Below are 18,604 nucleotides of genomic sequence, written 5' to 3'. Positions count from 1 at the left end.
GTTGCGGTACGAGCACGGGCGGCGGCCTGGGGTGCCTGCGAAGAAGCGGGACTTCGCCTGTCTGGGCTTCGTGGGGATACTGCTCGGCTTCCTGGCGCTGATCGTGCCGATGGCCCTGGCCGACTACGCCTGGGGCGACGAGGTGTGGGGCGAACTGGCTCCCGCCTGGCCGGGGGGCGCCTATGCCTTCGCCGCCACCGTCGGCGCCCTGCTGCCGCTCGCGCTCGCCGCGCTGATCGCGCCCCTGTCCCGGATGAACTGGAAGAAGAGCAAGGTGCGCTCGACGGCGTGGGCGGTCGGCGGCCTGCCGGGGTTCGCCCTGGGCTGGGTCCTGACCGTCGTGATCTTCAGCACCTTCCGTCCCAAGCGCCGCCGGGACTGGGACGGCGACTGCTACAGCGAGGGCCACGCCTGCTGGGTCCACGTCCACTATCCCTGGCTGTGGGCGGTGGGCCTGCTCGCGTCACTCGTGACGGCCGCGCTGCTGATCGCCGTCCTCGTCAGGATCGCCGACCGGAAGTCCCCGCCCGCTACTTGACCTTCGACATCCGCGACACCGGGTTGCCCTCCGCCGAGCTGTCCGAGGTGTACTTCAGGTCGTCGCCGACCGGCGTCAGCTCCACTTGGTGGGCTGCCGGGTTGCAGCCGTCGTGGTTGCCCTTGGCGCCCACCGAGGTGGCGAGGATCCGCGTCTTCGTCACCTGCTTCAGGGTGAGTACGTCGGTACACACGCCGCCGAGCTGGTCGGTCTGCGTGAGCCGACCCAACTCCCGCCCCACTGTGGCCTGGTGGACCGTCAGCCGGAACGTGCCGACGGGCAGGTTGCCGTCGAGGGCGGTGGCCTGGCCCTCCCAGGTTCCCTGATAGCGGGCCGGGACGGTGTCGGCGGGGGTCACGGCGGCGCTGGACTCGCTGCCCTCGACGGGGCTGGAGGTTGCGCTGGAGGCGGTGCTCGGCGCCGGCGAGTAGGCCTTGGCCCCGGAGGTGTCGTCGTGATCGGCGCCGATCATCGGCCGGACGAGGAATCCCAGTCCCACCGTCACCCCCGCGAGCGCCCCCGCGACGGCGAGCGCCACCGTACAACTCACCCGGCGGCCACGGCCCCCCTCACCCGGTGTGGAGCTGGCCGCCATGGTGACGGAGACCTTGCCCGGCCGCTCCTCGAAGGGCGGCGGCGGCGCGTCTCGGGGCTCGGGCATGGCCGCCTCGGCGACCCCGTCCGCCCCCGCCCCCGGCATCACCGGCGCCGGCCCGAACTGCCCCGCCCCGACGCCTGACACGCCGCCCACCGAAGGGCTGCTGAACCCCACCGGCCCGGACGGCACCGCCTCCGCGGCCTCCAGGTTCAGCAGCTGTACGGCGCTGCGGCTGACCCGTTCGACCAGGGGACCTGGCAGCCAGCCGCCCGCGACCAGGCGGGCCGCGCCGTCGGGGGCCAGGCGCCGGGCCAGGTCACCGGGGGCGGGCCGCCGGCCGGGGTCCTTCGCCAGGCAGGCCTCGGCCGCCTCCCGCAACTCTCCGCCGAGCGTGCCGAGTTCCGGCTCCTCGTGGACGACCTTGTAGAGCAGCGCGGCCGAGGAGTCCCCAGGGAAGGGCGGCTCGCCGGTCGCCGCGTACGCCAGGACCGCGCCGAGCGAGAAGACGTCCGCCGCGCCGGTGACGCCCTTGCCGACGATCTGCTCGGGCGACATGTAGCCGGGCGAGCCGACGGAGACGCCGGAGGAGGTCAGGGACGCGGTGCCGTCGGTGGCGCGGGCGATGCCGAAGTCGATCAGGAGGGGGCCGTCGAGGGTGAGCAGGACGTTGGACGGCTTGACGTCCCGGTGCACCAGGCCCAGTTCGTGGACGGCCGCCAGCGCCTCGGCGAGGCCGGCGCCCAGGGCCCGTACGGAGGGCACGGGCAGCGGACCGTCGGCCTCCACCGCCGCGGCGAGGGTCGGCCCGGCCGCGTACGCCGTGGCGACCCACGGCACGGGGGCCTCGGGGTCGGCGTCCAGGACGGGGGCCGTCCAGGCGCCGCCGACCCGCCGGGCGGCCGCGATCTCGCGCCTGAACCGCGCGCGGAACTCCTCGTCCAGCGCGAAGTGCGGGTGAACGATCTTGACCGCGACGGTCCGGCCGCCCGCGCTGCGGCCGAGGTACACCCGCCCCATGCCGCCCGCGCCGAGCCGGCCGAGCAGCCGGTAGGGCCCGATGACGGCAGGTTCGTCGGCCGCGAGCGGCTGCATGGCGTCCCCTCTCCCCCGTACGCCTGGCTGCCAGCAGCGTAGTGATTACGGCTGGAGCAGTTCCACCTTCACGTCCGCCGGGAAGCCGGTCGTCGGCCCCACTCGCCGGGCGAACTCCGCGACCGCGTTGAGCTGCGGCCCGCCGAAGCTGAAGTCGAGGGTGGTGAAGTACTGCTCCAGGGTCCGCTCGTCGAAGTCCTCCCAGCGGGCCGCCTGCTCGGCGACCTTGCCGACCTCCTCCAGGGAGAGGTTGCGGGAGGAGAGGAAGGCCTCGTGCACCTGACGGGTGATGTCGGGCTCGCGCTCGACGTACTCCCGCCGGGCGGCCCACACCGCGAAGACGAACGGCAGCCCCGTCCACTCCTTCCACAGCGCGCCGAGGTCGTGCACCTCGAGCCCGTAGCGCGGCCCGTCCAGCAGGTTGGCCCGCAGCGCCGCGTCCCCGATCAGTACGGCGGCCTCGGCCTCCTGCATCATCAGGCTGAGGTCGGGCGGGCAGGTGTAGTAGTCGGGCCGGACGCCGTAGCGGTCGGCGAGCAGCAGCTGGGCGAGGCGGACGGAGGTGCGGGAGGTCGAGCCGAGGGCGACCCGGGCGCCGTCCAGCTGGTCGAGGGGGACCTGGGAGACGATCACGCAGGACATCACCGGTCCGTCGCATCCCACGGCGATGTCGGGGAAGGCGACCAGTTCGTCCGCGTTGCGCAGGAACTCCACGAGGGTGATGGGACCGATGTCGAGGTCCCCGCGCACCAGCTGCTCGCTGAGCTTCTCGGGGGTGTCCTTGGTCAGCTCGAAGTCGAGGAGGGTGCCGGTTCTCGCGAGCCCCCAGTAGAGGGGCAGGCAGTTCAGGAACTGGATGTGACCGACGCGCGGTCGGGTGCGAGAATTGTCCACATCGCGAGACTAGACCCCTTGCGATACGGTGCCGCGCGCGGCCCCTCGGTCAACTGGCCCATCTGGCGGTCAAACTTCCGGGTGACGTGATCTTGACCTCTATTGCTTCGGGGAGCCCACGTGCTAGGCTCGCCGCAAGTTGCAGTTTGGTTTCCCTTGCAGTACAGAGCCTGCGGAGCATGTAACCGCGGGCTCTAGTCGTTTTCAGACGTATGCAGTTGTGCGGCACTTGCTTTCACGCTTGCAGGGTTCTGGAGCAGGGCGACCCTTTGGGCCCAAGGAGGGCTTATGGCTACCGGAACCGTGAAGTGGTTCAACGCCGAAAAGGGCTTTGGCTTCATCGCCCAGGAAGGCGGCGGCCCCGACGTCTTCGTTCACTACTCCGCGATCAACGCCACCGGCTTCCGCTCCCTCGAGGAGAACCAGCAGGTGAGCTTCGACGTCACCCAGGGTCCGAAGGGCCCGCAGGCGGAGAACGTCACCCCCGTCTGATCACAGACTGATTAGCGGCCTGATTAGCAGTACCCAAGGAGCCCCGCGCCATCCGGCGACGGGGCTCCTGCCTTTTCCGCGGATGTTCGTCGGGCGCTCGTCGGGCGCTCGTTGGGCGCTCGTTGGGCATTCGTTGGGCATTCATTCATTTCCGGTTCACAGGTGCTGCATGATCAGTACGAACTTCGTTCCCTCCGCGAGCGCCTCGTACGTGTGCGGCACATCCCCGCGATAGGACACGTAGTCCCCCGGACCCAGCTCGACGGCTTCCCCGTGCGGCCCCGCCTTCACGCGACCCTCGCCGACCACGATGTGCTCGACGGTCCCCGGAATGTGCGGTTCGGAATCGCGTACGGTCCCGGGCTCCAGCCATACGTAGTAAATATCCCGCCGGGCACCGGGCGGGCTCGCGGAAAGCAGTGTGGCCAGATAGCTGGACTGCTCGGAGTGCACGGTGGGCCCCTCCCCCGCCCGGATCACCTGAACGGCCGGCACGGGCGGCTCCACCAGCACACTGAACGGCACCCCGAGGGCCACCGCCAGCGCCCAGATCGTCTCCATGCTCGGATTCCCGCCCGCCCCCTCCAACTGGGACAGCGTGGACTTGGCGATCCCGGCCCGCTTGGCCAACTCCGAGAGCGACAGCCCGGCCCGGCCGCGTTCACGGCGGAGGGAGGCGGCGATCCAGTCGAGGGGGAGCCGGGCGGGGACTGAGTCGGACATGGCGTTCGCTCCATCGGTATGACTGTTCGCCTTGACGAACGGGGTGCCTGCTGTTCATTGTAGAGAACATGCGTTCGCTACCCCGAACACCAACACCATCGACATCGACAGCGGCGGCCATGAACGGCACCCGAACCGCCCTGATCCGCGACAGCTCGCTCGTCTGGCTGGCCAGCGGCATCGTCGGTGTGTCCTTCGGCGCGGTCTCCGTGGCCGGCGGTCTGCCGCTGTGGGTGCCGGTGGTGATGTCGCTGGTGGTGTACGCCGGGTCGGCCCAGTTCAGCGCGGTGGGCGTGCTGTTCGCGGGCGGCGGCCCACTGGCCGCGGCGGCCACCGGCCTGCTCCTCAACACCCGTACGGCCGCCTTCAGCATCGCGGTCGCGGAGATCATCGGCCGGGGCCGCCTGGCCCGGCTCGTCGGCGCCCACCTGGTGACCGACGAGACCGTGGCCTTCGCCCTCGCCCAGCGGGATCCGGAGCGGCGCCGGACGGCTTTCTGGATCTCCGGACTCGGGCTGTTCGTCTCCTGGAACACCGGGGTGCTGGCCGGCGCGTTCGCCGGGAGCGCCCTCGGCGACACCGCCCGGTACGGCCTGGACGCCGCCTTCCCCGCCGTCCTGGTGGCCCTGGTCCTGCCCACCCTGCGCACGGACCGGGCGGTACGACGCTCCGCGCTGCTCGGCGGCGCCCTGGCCCTGGCGGTGACGCCCGCCGTCCCGGCCGGCGTGCCGGTACTGGTGGCACTGTGCGGACTGCTGCTGCACCGCCCCGCTGCCGCTGCGGGGGCCCGGCGGAAGGCGGCCCGGTGAACGCCACGGTCGCCATGATCCTCGCCCTCGCCGTGGGCACGTACGCCTTCCGGCTGGTGGGCCCCGTACTGCACGGGCGCGTGGAGATACCGGCGCGGGTGCAGGAACTGGCCTCGGCCGGGGCGGTCGTCCTGCTGGTCGCCCTGCTGGCCACGGGCGCGCTGACCGAGGGCGGGGGTTTCGCCGGGTGGGCGCGACCGGCCGGGGTGCTGGTGGCGGGGGTGCTGGCGTGGCGGCGCGCGCCGTTCGTGGTGGTGGTGTTGGGGGCGGCTGTGGTGACGGGGGTGTTGCGGGCGCTGGGGGTCGGGTGAGGCCCTAGTGGCCGGCGGCCTCCAGTTCCCGTACCAGACGGGTCGTCACCGGCACGAGCACACCGTGCCGGTCGGCCGCACGCAGCAACGCTCCGCCGATGGCGTCGAGTTCCAGCGGCCGGCCCGCTTCCGCGTCGCGCTGCATGGAGGACTTGGTGTCGGCCGGGAAGGCGTCGTAGCGCGCCAGGGTCTGGGCGGGGTCCACCGGCGCGCCGCAGGCACGGCTGACCGCGGTGGTTTCGGCGACCAGGTTCTTCAGCTCCTCGTGGTGGCGGGTGCGGACCTCTCCGAGGGGAGCTGCGTAGCGGGTGGTGAGGAGGGCGAAGGGGGCGAGGAAGGCCATCTTCGCCCACAGGGCCGTGGTCTCGTCCTCAGCCACGCGGGCCGGCACCTCGGCGGCGGACAGAGTGGCCGCCAGCGCTTCGACACGGGGGCGGGGTGCCGTGCCGACGGCCAGGTCGATCTCGGCGAACGGGCTGCCGTGCTCGATGACGACGGGGCCGGTGGGACCGGTAGGACTGCTGGGACCGGTGGGACCGGGGCCAAGGCGGGTGGACTCCACGCGGATCACTCCGGGAGCCACCCGGTCGGCCTGGTAGTGAGCGCGGAGGGTCGCCGGGTGCTCGACGCCGTTCAGCAGCGGTACGACGAGGGCGTCGCCCAGGGCGGCCGGCGGGACGCGGGTGAGCGCGGCATCCAGAGCGGTCTGCTTGACGGCGATCAGGCACGCGTCGACCGGCTCTCGCAGCTCGGTGTCCGCTTCCACGGCCGCGGTGAAGTCACCGAACCGGCGGCTGCGGACCTCGATTCCGCCGCTGCGCAAGGTGTGTGCCGTGGCTTCGCGGGCCAGGCAGATGACGCGGTGCCCGGAGCGGGACAGCAGCGCGGCCAGCAGACCGCCGACACCGCCCGGACCCAGAATGGCCACCGTGGACTTGCTCGTCATGAGCGTCATGAAGTCGTCCTCTCGTAGGTCGGCCCCGGTGATCGGTGGCCGCCTTCAGAACGATCTTTGCAGAGAAGCGCGCCACGCGTATCCGCATCCCGCCCTTACTCGCCCAGCACCCTCACGCAGTCCTGCCAGGCCGGTGGGGTCAGTAGGGGGCGGAGGCGGGTGAAGAGGGTGAGGAGGGAGGCGGCGTGGCGGCTGTGGAAGGTGGGGTCTTCGGCTGCCAGGTCCAGTTCGTTGGCGGCTGTGAGTTCGGCGAAGTCTCGGGCCTCGCGGGCCGGCAAGGAGACCGCCCGCGTCGTGAAGCGGTCTTGGAAGAAGGAGTCGGGGGCCGTGGTCCCCAGGGTGGGGTACGTCGCGGTGCGGTCACAGCTCGCGTATGTGTAGACGATCGCTTCCGCTTCCTCCCCGACGGCTGCGCGTAGTTCGTCGCGGCGTGTGTGCGGGAGCAGGGGTTTCGGGAAGCCGTCGGTGCCGTAGCAGGCGTGGCAGAGGCCGGCCAGTTGGAGGGCCGGGCGGGCGCCCCAGTCGGACAGGCGGGCGCGTACTCGGGTGCAGTGGGCGAGGAGGGTGCCGCCCGGGTGGGGGATCGTGTCCGCGTTCAGGCGGCGTAGTAGAGCGGTCGCTTCCTCCATGTGCCCCCCCCGTCCCCATCTCCGTCCCCGTCCCCGTGTACCTGTCCCGTATCCGTTTCCTCGTCCTAGGCGGTCGGCACCCGCTCCCGGGAGCGGGTTGCCGCCTGGGCCCTAAGGAGATCCTCGTACCGGCCAACCCTCCAGTCAATCCTGGGGATTTGGCAACAGACCCAAGTGTTAACTTGGGGGTCATGACGCTCGACGACCTGCGTGTGTTCGTGGCCGTGTGCCGGGGTGGGAGCCTCAGCGCGGTGGCCCGGGAGCTGGGGTGTACGCAGTCGGCGGTGAGCCAGCACGTGAAGCGGCTGGAGCGGGAGACCGGCGTGGCCCTGCTGGAGCGGCAGCCCCGCGGGGTCGTGCCGACGCAGGCCGGGCGGGTGCTGGAGGCCGCCGCCGCGGAGGGGATCGCGGGACTCGACCTCGCCGTACGGGAGTTGCGGGACCTCGTCGACGGGCGCAGCGGGTATGTGCGCGTCGCCACCGGGGCCACGACCGTGCGGCACTTCATGTCGGACGCCGTCGTACGGTTCCGGCGGCGCTATCCGCACGTCAACCTTGAGTTCCGGACCGTCAGTTCAGGTCGCGGCAGCTTCGACGCGCTCGCCGACGGCACGCTCGACCTCGCCTGGATCACCCTCGGCCCCTCCGTGCGCGGGATCGAGCAGCGGGCGGTGGTCGAGCTGCCCTGGGTACTGGCCGTGCGGGCCGACGATCCGCTCGCCCGGCGGCCCCGGCTCGACGTCGGCGAACTGCGTGACGTACGGCTGATCCGGCTGCCGCCCAACTCCGCCTCCGCCGCCCATCTCGACGCCGCCTGCGCAGAGTTGGGCGTGCGCCTCGCCTACGAGCCCAGCGTCGCCGACTGGGACACCGCCCTGCTGCTCGCCGAGCTGGGGGTCGGGCGGGCCGTCGTGCCCGCCGTGCCCGGGTTGCCCGTTCCCGGGGAGGGGGAGCTGCGGCTCGTTCCCCTCCCCGGGCTGCGGCCCCTTCCCGTGGGGTGGGCCGTACGCCGCTGGGACGCGCTCAGTCCGGCGGCGCGGGCCTTCGCCGACACGGTCGTCGAGAGCCGGGTGCGGGTGAACTGAGGGGAAACCAGAAGTCGCCGCCCACCCCGCAGCCATCCACATCCGCGACTCCAAACCCCCGCCGCCCTCACCTGACCCTCTCCCCCACCGCCTGGATCAGCTTCCTCCCCCTCACCAAGTCACCGGCAGCTCCACAGGGAACCGGCGGATAGTCTTCGCGTCCCACTGGATCTTCTCCGGCGGCACCGCCAACCGCAGCCGGGGGAAGCGTTCCAGGAGCCGTCCTACCGCCACCTCCAGCTCCGCCATGGCCAAGGGCACGCCGATGCAGCGGTGGCCGCCCCAGCCGAAGGTCATGTGAGGTGCGTGCGGGCGGTCGAAGTCGATGGCGTGGGGGTCCGGGTAGCGGGCGGGGTCACGGTTCGCGGTCAGGTACGACACATGGACGAACTCGCCCGCCCGGATCTTCGCCCCGTCCATCTCGACGTCCTCCAGGGCCACCCGGGGGATGCCGACGCCCTTGCGGAACGGGATGTAGCGGAGCAGTTCGTGGATGATCCCGGACAAGCTGTCGGGGTGCCCCTTCACGTGTTCCATCAGTTCGGGCCGCGTCAGCAGCAGGTACACGATGTTGCTGATCTGGCAGGTCGCGGTGTCCTGGCCGCTGAGGACCAGGGTCAGCGTCATGACGGCCATCTCCTGGTCGTCGAGCTGGTCCTCGCCGTCCCGGGCGGCGATCATCCCGCTGATGATGTCGTTGCCGGGGTTGCGGCGGCGCTGCTCGACAAGAGTCAGGAAGTACGCGGTCAGGTCGGTTTTGACCTGGGCGGCCGCTTCCTTGTTGTCCCGGCCGGTGACGAGGAGCTTGAGGACGAGCTCGCGCATCCGGGGCCATTCCTCGCGGGGGATGCCGAGCAGGTCGAGGATGGTGTGCTGGGGGAACGGGTCGGAGAGGTGCCGTACGAGGTCGGCGGGCGGGCCTTCCTCGGCCATGCCGTCGAGGAGGGAGTCGGCGTGCCCGACGATCCGGTCTCGCATGGCGTCTACGCGTTCCTGGGCGAAGGCCTGGGAGACCAGGCTCCGTACGCGGCTGCTCTGCGGCGGGTCCATGACGTTGACGGACTCGGGGGACACGATGGGTTCCGGGGTCATCCGGGGATAGTCGTGGCCCATGATCTGCGCGCGGCTGAAGCGGCGGTCGACGGTGACCTGCTGGACCGAGTGGAAGTCGGTGACCAGCCAGGCGTCGGCGTCGCCGTACGGGAGGCGGACGCGGGTGGGGGACTCGCGTTCCATGAGGGCGGCGAGTTCGGGGTCGAACTCCAGGGCGTGGCTGTAGTCGAAGGGGCAGGTGCGGGGCTCTTCGTCGGTGGTCATCAGCCGGTCACCCCTGCCATGGGTACGACGTCGGTGGCGTCCACGACGGGGCGCAGCGCCTTGGCGAGCTGGACGGCGTCGCCGACGGCCCAGTAGTGGACGAAGAAGAGGCGGGGCTCGTCGGTGAGATTGTGGTGGTGGAGCTCGACGAGGTCGATGCCGGCGCGGCGGAGGCCGACGAGGGCGTCCTGGACCTCTCTGGCGACCAGGACGAAGTCGCCGTTGATCGCGACCCGGCCGCCGCCGAGGGGCTGGTAGTTGATGGAGGTGGTGGAGCCCAGACCCGGGGGGAGGAGGAGGTGGCCGCCGTCGGTGACCTTCTCCCTGCGGACGAAGGTGCTCTTGTAGACGTTTCCGTCGCGTGAGCCCGGCACGCCGATCGCGGCGTCGACGGCGGCGGTGTCCATGTCGAGGGGCGGCAGGGAGTTGGTGGTGGCCGCTTGCGGCCGTGGGGTGGCGGTCCGGTCGAACGCGGCGCGGAGGCCGTGGGCGACGGTCACCGGGTCCTGGGCGTGGGCGTGTACGTGCACCCACCAGATGTCGGGCCGCTGTGCGAGCAGGTGCTTGTGGATCGCGGTCGCCATGATGCCGTGCTGCTGGAGGACGTCGATGTACGGCTGGAGTTCCTGCTCGGTGAGCACCACGTCGCCCATGAGCAGCGTGCTGCCGTCGGAGTAGCGGACGAAGGACACGTGGGTGCCGAGGGCGAGGCCGGCGTCGACCCTGACGCCGCGTGTGTACACCTTCAGGTCCCGGCGCGGGAGGCCGGTGTGGTACATGAACCGCTTCATGTCGCCGGGGCCCCCGAGGGCCTGGCCCACGTCCGTCCAGTCGGACAGTTGGGTCATCACCGGCTCGATGAGCGTGCGGGCTGTCGTACGGCGGGCTGTCGCGTGCGCGGTTCCGGCCATCACCCCGGGGAGTACGGGTGTGAGCGCGGCGGTGGCCAGGATGCGGCGCCGGGACGGGATGAACGGGAGTTCGGGGTTTTCCTGTCCGTTTTGCTTCTGCCTGTCATCATTCATGTCATATGCCTCCTGGCGCGATGGAAGCACGGCAGGAGGCACGGACCCGTGATCCGCACCCGCTGGTGGGCCAGGTGGGCTAAGCGGGCTGCGGCGGCCGGGTGATCAGCTGTACAGCTCCTCCACCTGCGCCGCGAAGTCGCGCATGATCGCCTCGCGGCGGAGCTTCATCGAGGGGGTGAGGTGGCCGGCCTCCTCGGTGAAGTCGACGGGGAGGACGGCGAACCGGCGGATGGACTCCGGGCGGGAGACCAGCTTGTTGGCCTCGTGCACGGCCCGTTGCAGGACGTCCATCAGTTCGGCGTCGCCTACGAGGAGTTCGGGCGGCACCGGGTGCTTGCCGTTCATCTGGCGCCAGTGGGTGATGCCGTCGGGGTCGAGGGTGAAGAGGGCGCCGACGTAGGGGCGGCCGTCGCCGACCAGCATGCACTGGGAGATCAGGGGGTGGGAGCGGATCCAGTTCTCCATGGGGGCGGGGGCCACGGACTTGCCGCCCGACGTGATGAGGAGTTCCTTCTTGCGGCCGGTGATGGTGAGGTAGCCCTCGTCGTCCAGTTCGCCTATGTCGCCGGTGGCCAGCCAGCCGTCCCTGGTGGCGGGGACGACTCCGCCCGCCTGGGGATCCCAGTAGCCGCGGAGCACGTGGTCGCCGGAGATCAGGATCTCGCCGTCGGCCGCGATGCGGACCTTGGTGCCGGGCATGGGCCAGCCGACGGTGCCGAGGCGGGGTTTGAGGGGTGGGGTGACCGTGGAGGCCGCGGTGGTCTCGGTGAGGCCGTAGCCCTCGAAGATCTCGATGCCGGCACCGGCGTAGAACGCGGCGAGGCGGCGCCCGAGTGGGGAGCCGCCGCAGATCGCGTACCGCACTCTGCCGCCCATGGCGTTGCGGATGCGGCGGTAGACCAGGGGGTCGTAGAGGGTGCGGGCGGCCTTCAGGGAGCGGCTGGGGCCGCCGCCGGCGCCGGTCTGGCGGGCTTCGAGGCCCTCGCCGTAGCGGATGGCGGTGGCGGTCGCGCGGTCGAAGGTGGAGAGGCGTCCGCCCGCCTCCGCCTTGGCGCGGGCGGAGTTGAAGACCTTCTCCAGCATGTAGGGGATGGTCAGGAGGCAGGTCGGGCGGAAGGCGGCCAGGTCGGGGAGCAGGTCCTCCGCCTTCAGGCTGGGGGCGTGCCCGAGCCGTACCCGGGCCCGGACGCAGGCGATGGCGACCATCCGGCCGAAGACGTGGGACATCGGCAGGAACAGCAGCACCGACGCCTCCTCGTCGGACTTCGCCTTGAAGACGGGGTGGAGGAGTTCGATGGCGTTGTCGACCTCGGCGAAGAAGTTGCCGTGCGAGAGGGCGCAGCCCTTGGGGCGGCCGGTGGTGCCGGAGGTGTAGATGATGGTGGCGAGCGTGTCGGGGACGAGCATGCCCCGGCGTACGGCGACCTCCGCGTCCGGCCCTTGGGCGCCGACCTCGGCCAGCCGGTGCACGTGGTCCTTCTCCATCACCCACACGTGGTGCAGGTCGGGGAGGTGTTCGAGTTCGGGGCCGACGGCGGCGGCCTGGCCGGCGGTCTCGGTGACCAGGGCGACCGCGCCGGAGTCCTGGAGGATCCAGCGGGTCTGGAAGACGGAGGAGGTGGGATAGATGGGGACGGTGACCAGTCCGGCCGCCCAGGCGGCGAAGTCCAGCAGGGTCCACTCGTACGTCGTGCGGGCCATGACGGCGATCCGGTCGCCGGGCATGAGGCCCTCGGCGATCAGTCCCTTCGCCACCGCCAGTACCTGGTCGGCGAACTGGTTCGCCGTCACGTCCTGCCAGCCGCCGTCGGAGGTCTTGCGGCTGAGGACGACCGCGCCGGGGTTCGCCTCGGCGTTGTCGAACGGCAGGTCCGCCAGGGACCCGTGGGTGACCGGAGGGGCGAACGGCGGGACGTACGCCTCCCGTACCACCCCGTTCAGGCGCCGTGTCTCGGGCTCGACGAGGATCGGTACGCCGTCGTAGTCGGTGGCGTGGACAGCGGTGCCCACGGAGACCGGGGCGCCGACGGAGACGGGGGCGCCGGAGGAGACGGGTGCGTTCGGGTACGGGGTGGACACGGGCGGCTCCTCGGGCGTGCAGCGTGAACTGCTTGCTGCATTAAGTACGTGCCTCGCGCACCGAGGCGTTCACCGGCGGGCCTGCCACAGAAAGGGGTTACCGACGGTTAGGCAGGTGATCGTACGAGGCTCCTGTGGTGGGTTTGTGGGGGTTCGGGGATGGTCCGGCGCCAGGCCTGTGCAGTCTCGGGGATTACCTGACGGTTGCTCACGTTCTCGGCCTTCTCCTCACCGTGAGGCCTGACATAGGCTTACCACCGGTAACCTTACTCCAGAGTAAGCATTTGAGCCCCTGGGAGTCGTCAGATGGCCGACCGCTACCTGAGCTTCACCGGCACCGCGCCCGGCCGCTTCCTGACCCGCCGGCTCGGGCTGCCCCAGCCGGCGCCGCTGCGGCGCTGGTCGGAACGGGAGAACTCCCTGGACGGTCCACTGCTCCACCTCACCGCCGGGAAGTCCGACCTGGACCTCGCTCCCGTCCTCGGTCGTACGGGGCTCACGGCGGGCACGGAACCGGGCTCGGGCTCCGAGAAACCCGCCGCCGTCGTCCTCGACGCCACCGGCGTCCGGGACGTCGAGACGCTGGGCGAGGTGCACGGGGCGCTGCACCCCGTCGTACGGTCGGTCGCCGCGAGCGGGCGGGTGGTGGTGCTGGGCGCCCCGCCCGACCCCGCCGACCACCACCAGGCCGCCGCCCAGCAGGCACTGGAGGGCTTCACCCGGTCGCTGGGCAAGGAGATCGGGCGGGGCAGGACCGTCAACCTGGTCCGGCTCACCGACGCGGCGGCCGCCGAGTCCACCCTGCGCTTCCTGCTCTCCCCCAAGTCCGCCTACGTCAGCGGCCAGGTCATCGGTGTGGGCGACGGCGGCGTCGGTGAGGGGAGCGTCCCCGGTCCCGGTGACTGGGAACGGGCCCTCGCCGGGCGCACCGCGCTGGTCACCGGCGGCGCGCGCGGGATCGGGGAGGCGGTCGCACAGACGCTGGCGAGGGACGGCGCCCGGGTCGTCGTACTGGACGTACCGGCGGCGGAGCCGGACGCCCGCCGGGTCGCCGAACGGCTCGGCGGCAGCGCCCTCGCCCTCGACGTCACCGCCGCCGACGCCGGTGAGCGGATCGCGGCGGCGCTGCCCGACGGGCTCGACGTGCTCGTCCACAACGCCGGGATCACCCGGGACCGGCGGCTGGTCAACATGCCCGCCGATCGGTGGGGTTCCGTGCTGGAGGTCAACCTCGCCAGTGTGCTGCGCACGACGGACGCGCTGCTCGCGCGCGGCACCCTGCGCCCCGGCGGGCGGATCGTGGCCACCGCGTCGATCGCGGGCCTCGCGGGGAACGCGGGGCAGACGAACTACGGGGCGAGCAAGGCGGGCGTGGCCGGGCTGGTGCGGTCCCTGGCGCCCCGGGCGCTGTCAGAACACGGGGTCACCGTCAACGCGGTCGCTCCCGGATTCATCGAGACCGCGATGACCGCCTCGATCCCCCTGTTCATCCGGGAGGCCGGACGGCGGATGAACTCCCTCGCCCAGGGCGGGCTGCCCGTCGACGTCGCCGAGACCACCGCCTGGCTCGCCCACCCCGCCTCCGGCGCGGTCAACGGGCAGGTCGTCCGGGTCTGCGGCCAGAGCCTGCTGGGGGCGTAGCGCATGACCGAGCTCGCCGGACTCCCCGCCCTCCCGCCGCTCCTGCTGCGCGGCGCCCTCCTCTCCCCCTTCAAGCGCCCCCGCCCGGACGCGGACCACCCCCGCGACCGGCTCGTGGTGCCCGGGCTGCGCGTGGACCTCGGCCGGCTGGCCGCCTACGAGCGGGTGTGCGGCTTCCCGACCGGTGAGGACGCGCTGCCGGTCACGTATCCGCACGTGCTGGGGTTCCCGCTGGCCATGCGGCTGATGAGCGGGCGGGCCTTCCCGCTGCCGCTGCTGGGGCTCGTCCACACGTCGATCGAGATGACCCGGCGCGGCCCGCTGGCGGCCGGCGGGACGTACGAACTCGGCGTGCACGTCGACGGGTTGGCGCCGCACCGGCGCGGCACCGAGGCGGTCGTGGTCACGGAGCTACGGGCGGACGGGGAGGTGGTGTGGGAGTCGCGGAGCACGTATCTGGCACGGCACCGCACCCGGACCGCACCCGCGGCGGCGGCCCCCGTACGTGAAGAGCGCGACCTTCTGCCCGCCGTCGAGGAGTGGCAGCTGGCCGATGACGTCGGGCGGCGGTACGGCGCGGTGTCCGGCGACCGCAACCCGATCCACCTCAGCCCGCTGACCGCCCGCCTCTTCGGTTTCCCCCGTGCCATCGCGCACGGCATGTGGACCGTGGCCCGCTGTCTCGCCGCGCACGGGACACCGGACGCCGTGCTGGTGCGGGCGGGGTTCCGGGCGCCGGTGCTGCTGCCGGGTGCGGTGACGTACGCGGCTCAGGGCGGCCGGTTCGAGCTGCGGGGCGGCGAGAAGACGCACGTCACCGGGGACGTCTACGCGCTGGTCCCCTGAGCCGTCGGCTCCGGCGGCGACCACGGCCGCCCGGCCATCAGGTCGCCCAGGCCCGACCACGCGAAGTTCATCAGCGTCGCCGCCGCCTGCCGGGCGGTGACGCCCGGGGTGGCGTTGGCCCAGGCGGCGAGGGACTCGGCGGCGCCCACCAGGGCCTCGGCGAGGCCGGCGACCTCGCGCTCGGGGAGGTCGGGGTCGCGGTGCGCCTCCCGGGCGGCGACCGCGATCAGCCGGGTGACGAACGCGACGATCTCCTCGCGCATCGCCCTGACCTCGGCGGCGAACGGCTCACCGTGCGTGCGGGCCTGGAGGTGCAGCACGGACCAGCCGTCCGGGTGCTCGGCGGTGTGCGCGAAGAACGCCTGGAGCCCGTCCCAGAGTTGACGGTCGGCGGGCAGACCGGGCCGGACCCCGGTGCGTACGGCCTCCGTGAGCGCCTCGGCCTCGCGGCGGATGCAGGCGGTGAAGAGGTCTTCCTTCGAGTTCAGGTACAGGTACACCAACGGCTTGGACACGCCCGCCAGTTCGGCGATCTCGTCCATCGACGCGGCCATGTACCCGCGCTGGCCGAAGGTCCGTACGGCGGCGTCGAGCATCTGCTGCTCCCGCACCGCGCGCGGCATCCGCTTGGTCTTCACGGCACCCATGGGGGCAAGCCTAGTTGGGGGATCCGCTCGCGCCCCCGGCTTGCCCTCAGGACGTCTCGATCAGGAGGGCTCGCTCAGGAGGCCTGGCCCTGCGCCCGCGCGGTGTCGTCGGCGAGGTCCTCCTGGGTGCGGTTGGCCTCGAGGTTGGCCTTCGCGCGGTCGACCCGCTCCACGATCTGCACGGAGGCGCGGTCCCGCTCCTTGCGCAGCACCACCCAGCTGATCGGCGCCGAGAGCACCATGGAGAGCAGCAGGACCCACAGGAAGTTCGAGTCGCCGAAGCCGCGCGGGAAGATGCCGGAGTAGACGGCGCCCCAGACGACCACGAGGCAGCCCGCGAAGATTCCGAGGCGCATCAGCGTGTAGCGGAGCATCTCAATCCAGTCTTCCGATTACGAAAAGGGGCACTGTCCAGTGAAGCACGCCCCGCGACCGATCTTGGACGGGGGTGGGACGCGTCCGGCGGCGTCACCGCGCGGCGTCACCGCAGGGGCAGGAGCATGGTGATGTCGTCCCGGTCGTCGCCGGGCGCGACGCGGATCGCGGCGGGGACCCGGCCGACCTCCTTGTAGCCGCAGGAGCCGTAGAACCGCTCCAGGCCGAGCCCGCCCCGGCAGCCGAGCCGTATCGCGTCGATGCCCTCGAAGCCTCGGGCGGCGTCCTCGGCGGCCGCCAGCAGGTCCCGGCCGTACCCCTGGCCCTGGTGCTTGGGGTGCACCATCACCGTGTACAGCCAGACCCAGTGCGTCATCAGCCGGTGCGTGTTGAAGGCGAAGAACGCCGTCGCGGCCACCCCGCCCGTCTCGTCGTGGCCGACCAGCAGCCGGTGGCGTCCCTCGACCATCGCCGTGAGGTGCTTCAGCAGCTCCGGGCGTACCTCCTCGCGGGTCACGGGGGCCACGAAGCCGACGGCTCCGCCGGCGTTGGTGACGTCGGTCCACATGTCGAGGATGCCGTCGCGGAGGGCGGGGGTGATGGCGGGGTCGAGAGTGAAGGTAAGAGACACGCAGGGATGTTACCCCTTACCGGAGTGGTGGCACAGCCGTTTACCCGAGCGCCTGCGCGGCCACCTTCAGATCGGCCACCAGCCCCCGGTACGCACCCTCCCGGTCCTCCGCCCGCAGCACCGCCGACGGGTGCACCGTCGGCACCAGCCGCTCCCGCCGCCCGTGGATCTCACGCTCCAGCACGGTCCCGCGCACCTCGGTCACCCGGAACGAGGACCCGAGCAGCGCCTTCCCGGCGGTCGCGCCCAGCACCACGATCAGCTCCGGCTCCACCACCGCGAGCTCGGCCGCCAGCCAGGGCCCGCACGCGGTCATCTCACGCAGGGTCGGCGCCTTGTGGATGCGGCGCTTGCGGGGCTCGGCCTGGGTGAACTTGAAGTGCTTGACGGCGTTCGTCACGTACGCCTCGCCCGGATCGATCCCCGCCTCGGCGAGCGCCTTGTCCAGCAGCTTCCCGGCGGGCCCCACGAAGGGCCTGCCCTGCCGGTCCTCCTGGTCGCCGGGTTGTTCGCCCACGAGCATCACACGGGCGGTCGCGCTGCCCGCGCCGAAGACGGTCTGGGTGGCGTTCCGGTGCAGGGGGCAGCCATGACAGTCGGCGGCGGCCTCCCGGAGGTCGTCCAGGCCGGCGGCACGGTCCGGTACGAAGGGCTCGGCGGTGTAGGCCTCCTCAGGGGCCTTCGTGGTGGCCATGCCGGACGGGTACCCGTCCGGCCGGCGGCGTCACGTCAGACGCGCATGGGCTGCGGCGACTCCCGGCGCAGCGGGTCCGGGCCCTCGTACTCGCGGATGATCTCGTAGCGCGTGTTGCGTTCCACCGGGCGGAAGCCGGCGTCGCGGATGAGGTCGAGGAGGTCCTCGCGGGTCAGCTTGTTCGGGGTGCCGTAGTTGTCGGCGTCGTGGGTGATCTTGTACTCGACGACCGAGCCGTCCATGTCGTCGGCGCCGTGCTGGAGGGCCAGCTGGGCGGTCTGCACGCCGTGCATCACCCAGAAGACCTTCACGTGCGGGACGTTGTCGAAGAGGAGGCGGGAGACGGCGAACGTCTTGAGGGCCTCGGCGCCGGTCGCCATCTGGGTCCGCGCCTGGAGGCGGTTGCGGACCTTGCCGTCCTGCATGTCCACGAAGTCGTGCTGGTAGCGCAGCGGGATGAAGACCTGGAAGCCGTTCGTCTCGTCCTGGAGTTCGCGCAGGCGCAGGACGTGGTCGACGCGGTGGCGGGGCTCCTCGATGTGGCCGTACAGCATGGTGCACGGGGTCTTCAGCCCCTTCTCGTGCGCCAGGCGGTGGATCCGCGACCAGTCCTCCCAGTGGGTGCGGTGGTCGACGATGTGCTGCCGGACCTCCCAGTCGAAGATCTCCGCGCCGCCGCCGGTGAGGGACTCCAGGCCGGCGTCGATGAGCTCGTCGAGGATCTCCGACGCCGACAGCCCCGAGATGGTCTCGAAGTGGTGGATCTCGGTGGCCGTGAAGGCCTTCAGCGACACGTCCGGCAGGGCGGCCTTCAGCTCGCGCAGGGAGCGCGGGTAGTACCGCCAGGGCAGGTTGGGGTGCAGCCCGTTGACGATGTGCAGCTCGGTGAGGTTCTCCGACTCCATCGCCTTGGCGAGCTTCACCGCCTCCTCGATGCGCATCGTGTACGCGTCCTTCTCGCCCGGCTTGCGCTGGAACGAGCAGTAGGCGCAGGACGCCGTGCACACGTTGGTCATGTTGAGGTGCCGGTTGACGTTGAAGTGGACGACGTCGCCGTTCTTCCGCGTCCGCACCTCGTGGGCGAGCCCGCCGAGCCAGGCCAGGTCGTCCGACTCGTACAGCGCGATGCCGTCCTCGCGGGTCAGCCGCTCACCGGAGCGGACCTTCTCCTCCAGCTCGCGCTTGAGCCCGACGTCCATGCCAACACCTTTCCTAGACAG

The 18,604-nt window shown here is 71.7% G+C and carries 20 protein-coding genes; 7 read left to right on the top strand and 13 right to left on the bottom strand.

Annotated elements, in window-relative coordinates; genetic code table 11:
* Window positions 1-31: 31 nt before the first annotated feature.
* On the top strand, window positions 32-538 hold the full coding sequence (locus tag ACFY01_RS38335; RefSeq protein ID WP_390740403.1) for a hypothetical protein: 507 nt from the start codon (window positions 32-34) through the stop codon (window positions 536-538).
* On the opposite strand, the gene ACFY01_RS38330 is transcribed toward ACFY01_RS38335, so the two are convergent.
* Together ACFY01_RS38330 and ACFY01_RS38325 are read right to left on the bottom strand one after the other, a co-directional pair.
* A complete protein-coding gene (locus ACFY01_RS38330; RefSeq protein WP_390740402.1) occupies window positions 531-2,228 on the bottom strand; it encodes a serine/threonine-protein kinase in 1,698 nt (565 codons plus the stop codon). The two genes, ACFY01_RS38335 and ACFY01_RS38330, sit on opposite strands and share 8 nt — an antisense overlap.
* A 45-nt stretch (window positions 2,229-2,273) precedes the next feature.
* Window positions 2,274-3,122, bottom strand: a complete 849-nt coding sequence (locus tag ACFY01_RS38325) for a menaquinone biosynthetic enzyme MqnA/MqnD family protein (RefSeq protein ID WP_390740401.1) — start codon at window positions 3,120-3,122, stop codon at window positions 2,274-2,276.
* A 288-nt stretch (window positions 3,123-3,410) separates the two neighbouring features.
* On the opposite strand from ACFY01_RS38325, the gene ACFY01_RS38320 reads away from it, so the two are divergent.
* Window positions 3,411-3,614: a cold-shock protein gene (locus ACFY01_RS38320; protein WP_004984723.1), complete on the top strand. Its 204-nt coding sequence runs from the start codon at window positions 3,411-3,413 to the stop codon at window positions 3,612-3,614.
* 156 nt (window positions 3,615-3,770) lie between these two features.
* Here the strand turns inward: ACFY01_RS38320 and ACFY01_RS38315 are convergent, their stop codons facing one another.
* A complete protein-coding gene (locus ACFY01_RS38315) occupies window positions 3,771-4,337 on the bottom strand; it encodes a helix-turn-helix domain-containing protein (RefSeq protein ID WP_390740400.1) in 567 nt (188 codons plus the stop codon).
* Window positions 4,338-4,456: 119 nt separating this feature from the next.
* On the opposite strand from ACFY01_RS38315, the gene ACFY01_RS38310 reads away from it, so the two are divergent.
* Window positions 4,457-5,146 carry an AzlC family ABC transporter permease gene (locus ACFY01_RS38310; protein ID WP_390740399.1) on the top strand — a complete coding sequence of 230 codons (690 nt, stop codon included), beginning with the start codon at window positions 4,457-4,459 and terminating at the stop codon, window positions 5,144-5,146.
* A 14-nt stretch (window positions 5,147-5,160) separates the two neighbouring features.
* The gene (locus tag ACFY01_RS38305; protein WP_390740450.1) at window positions 5,161-5,457 is read left to right on the top strand and encodes an AzlD domain-containing protein; all 297 of its coding nucleotides are present in this window, start codon (window positions 5,161-5,163) and stop codon (window positions 5,455-5,457) included.
* Between the two features lie 4 nt (window positions 5,458-5,461).
* On the opposite strand, the gene ACFY01_RS38300 is transcribed toward ACFY01_RS38305, so the two are convergent.
* Window positions 5,462-6,403, bottom strand: coding sequence for a ketopantoate reductase family protein (locus ACFY01_RS38300; RefSeq protein ID WP_390740449.1), 942 nt, complete (start codon window positions 6,401-6,403; stop codon window positions 5,462-5,464).
* Between the two features lie 104 nt (window positions 6,404-6,507).
* A complete protein-coding gene (locus tag ACFY01_RS38295; RefSeq protein WP_390740398.1) occupies window positions 6,508-7,041 on the bottom strand; it encodes a DUF6817 domain-containing protein in 534 nt (177 codons plus the stop codon).
* 191 nt (window positions 7,042-7,232) lie between these two features.
* Between ACFY01_RS38295 and ACFY01_RS38290 the strand changes: the two genes are divergently transcribed.
* Window positions 7,233-8,126 carry a LysR family transcriptional regulator gene (locus ACFY01_RS38290; RefSeq protein ID WP_390740397.1) on the top strand — a complete coding sequence of 298 codons (894 nt, stop codon included), beginning with the start codon at window positions 7,233-7,235 and terminating at the stop codon, window positions 8,124-8,126.
* A 111-nt stretch (window positions 8,127-8,237) separates the two neighbouring features.
* Here the strand turns inward: ACFY01_RS38290 and ACFY01_RS38285 are convergent, their stop codons facing one another.
* The 3 genes from ACFY01_RS38285 to ACFY01_RS38275 all read right to left on the bottom strand — a co-directional run bounded on the left by ACFY01_RS38285 (window position 8,238) and on the right by ACFY01_RS38275 (window position 12,481).
* On the bottom strand, window positions 8,238-9,443 hold the full coding sequence (locus tag ACFY01_RS38285) for a cytochrome P450 (RefSeq protein ID WP_390740396.1): 1,206 nt from the start codon (window positions 9,441-9,443) through the stop codon (window positions 8,238-8,240).
* A complete protein-coding gene (locus ACFY01_RS38280) occupies window positions 9,443-10,468 on the bottom strand; it encodes a DUF1259 domain-containing protein (RefSeq protein ID WP_390740395.1) in 1,026 nt (341 codons plus the stop codon). Before ACFY01_RS38280 ends, ACFY01_RS38285 begins: the two co-directional genes overlap by 1 nt.
* 105 nt (window positions 10,469-10,573) lie before the next feature.
* On the bottom strand, window positions 10,574-12,481 hold the full coding sequence (locus ACFY01_RS38275) for an AMP-dependent synthetase/ligase (RefSeq protein ID WP_390740448.1): 1,908 nt from the start codon (window positions 12,479-12,481) through the stop codon (window positions 10,574-10,576).
* Window positions 12,482-12,856: 375 nt separating this feature from the next.
* Between ACFY01_RS38275 and ACFY01_RS38270 the strand changes: the two genes are divergently transcribed.
* Both ACFY01_RS38270 and ACFY01_RS38265 read left to right on the top strand, forming a co-directional pair.
* Window positions 12,857-14,191 (top strand): 3-oxoacyl-ACP reductase, encoded by a 1,335-nt coding sequence (locus ACFY01_RS38270; RefSeq protein WP_390740394.1) that lies wholly within the window; start codon window positions 12,857-12,859, stop codon window positions 14,189-14,191.
* Between the two features lie 3 nt (window positions 14,192-14,194).
* On the top strand, window positions 14,195-15,037 hold the full coding sequence (locus ACFY01_RS38265; RefSeq protein ID WP_390740393.1) for a MaoC family dehydratase: 843 nt from the start codon (window positions 14,195-14,197) through the stop codon (window positions 15,035-15,037).
* Here the strand turns inward: ACFY01_RS38265 and ACFY01_RS38260 are convergent.
* The 5 genes from ACFY01_RS38260 to mqnE form a co-directional block, all read right to left on the bottom strand.
* Window positions 15,019-15,684 (bottom strand): TetR/AcrR family transcriptional regulator, encoded by a 666-nt coding sequence (locus tag ACFY01_RS38260; protein WP_390740392.1) that lies wholly within the window; start codon window positions 15,682-15,684, stop codon window positions 15,019-15,021. The two genes, ACFY01_RS38265 and ACFY01_RS38260, sit on opposite strands and share 19 nt — an antisense overlap.
* A gap of 74 nt (window positions 15,685-15,758) precedes the next feature.
* Window positions 15,759-16,058 carry a DUF4229 domain-containing protein gene (locus tag ACFY01_RS38255; protein WP_390740391.1) on the bottom strand — a complete coding sequence of 100 codons (300 nt, stop codon included), beginning with the start codon at window positions 16,056-16,058 and terminating at the stop codon, window positions 15,759-15,761.
* A 107-nt stretch (window positions 16,059-16,165) separates the two neighbouring features.
* Window positions 16,166-16,690 (bottom strand): GNAT family N-acetyltransferase, encoded by a 525-nt coding sequence (locus ACFY01_RS38250; protein ID WP_390740390.1) that lies wholly within the window; start codon window positions 16,688-16,690, stop codon window positions 16,166-16,168.
* 40 nt (window positions 16,691-16,730) lie between these two features.
* A complete protein-coding gene (locus ACFY01_RS38245) occupies window positions 16,731-17,384 on the bottom strand; it encodes a UdgX family uracil-DNA binding protein (protein ID WP_390740389.1) in 654 nt (217 codons plus the stop codon).
* 35 nt (window positions 17,385-17,419) lie between these two features.
* The gene (gene mqnE, locus ACFY01_RS38240) at window positions 17,420-18,583 is read right to left on the bottom strand and encodes an aminofutalosine synthase MqnE (RefSeq protein ID WP_390740388.1); all 1,164 of its coding nucleotides are present in this window, start codon (window positions 18,581-18,583) and stop codon (window positions 17,420-17,422) included.
* Window positions 18,584-18,604: the final 21 nt, after the last annotated feature.

The organism is Streptomyces sp. NPDC001480, from assembly GCF_042894725.1.
Lineage (GTDB): Bacteria > Actinomycetota > Actinomycetes > Streptomycetales > Streptomycetaceae > Streptomyces.
This window is presented reverse-complemented; position numbering and strand designations above follow the sequence as displayed.

What these genes read in the sequence shown, in the direction of transcription:
- ACFY01_RS38310 (WP_390740399.1), top strand. Translation starts at nt 4,457, where the DNA reads ATGAACGGCACCCGAACCGCCCTGATCCGCGACAGCTCGCTCGTCTGG.
- ACFY01_RS38255 (WP_390740391.1), bottom strand. Translation starts at nt 16,058, where the DNA reads ATGCTCCGCTACACGCTGATGCGCCTCGGAATCTTCGCGGGCTGCCTC.
- ACFY01_RS38270 (WP_390740394.1), top strand. Translation starts at nt 12,857, where the DNA reads ATGGCCGACCGCTACCTGAGCTTCACCGGCACCGCGCCCGGCCGCTTC.
- ACFY01_RS38290 (WP_390740397.1), top strand. Translation starts at nt 7,233, where the DNA reads ATGACGCTCGACGACCTGCGTGTGTTCGTGGCCGTGTGCCGGGGTGGG.
- ACFY01_RS38305 (WP_390740450.1), top strand. Translation starts at nt 5,161, where the DNA reads ATGATCCTCGCCCTCGCCGTGGGCACGTACGCCTTCCGGCTGGTGGGC.
- ACFY01_RS38285 (WP_390740396.1), bottom strand. Translation starts at nt 9,443, where the DNA reads ATGACCACCGACGAAGAGCCCCGCACCTGCCCCTTCGACTACAGCCAC.
- ACFY01_RS38260 (WP_390740392.1), bottom strand. Translation starts at nt 15,684, where the DNA reads ATGGGTGCCGTGAAGACCAAGCGGATGCCGCGCGCGGTGCGGGAGCAG.
- ACFY01_RS38315 (WP_390740400.1), bottom strand. Translation starts at nt 4,337, where the DNA reads ATGTCCGACTCAGTCCCCGCCCGGCTCCCCCTCGACTGGATCGCCGCC.
- mqnE (WP_390740388.1), bottom strand. Translation starts at nt 18,583, where the DNA reads ATGGACGTCGGGCTCAAGCGCGAGCTGGAGGAGAAGGTCCGCTCCGGT.
- ACFY01_RS38330 (WP_390740402.1), bottom strand. Translation starts at nt 2,228, where the DNA reads ATGCAGCCGCTCGCGGCCGACGAACCTGCCGTCATCGGGCCCTACCGG.
- ACFY01_RS38295 (WP_390740398.1), bottom strand. Translation starts at nt 7,041, where the DNA reads ATGGAGGAAGCGACCGCTCTACTACGCCGCCTGAACGCGGACACGATC.
- ACFY01_RS38265 (WP_390740393.1), top strand. Translation starts at nt 14,195, where the DNA reads ATGACCGAGCTCGCCGGACTCCCCGCCCTCCCGCCGCTCCTGCTGCGC.
- ACFY01_RS38320 (WP_004984723.1), top strand. Translation starts at nt 3,411, where the DNA reads ATGGCTACCGGAACCGTGAAGTGGTTCAACGCCGAAAAGGGCTTTGGC.
- ACFY01_RS38280 (WP_390740395.1), bottom strand. Translation starts at nt 10,468, where the DNA reads ATGAATGATGACAGGCAGAAGCAAAACGGACAGGAAAACCCCGAACTC.
- ACFY01_RS38245 (WP_390740389.1), bottom strand. Translation starts at nt 17,384, where the DNA reads ATGGCCACCACGAAGGCCCCTGAGGAGGCCTACACCGCCGAGCCCTTC.
- ACFY01_RS38300 (WP_390740449.1), bottom strand. Translation starts at nt 6,403, where the DNA reads ATGACGAGCAAGTCCACGGTGGCCATTCTGGGTCCGGGCGGTGTCGGC.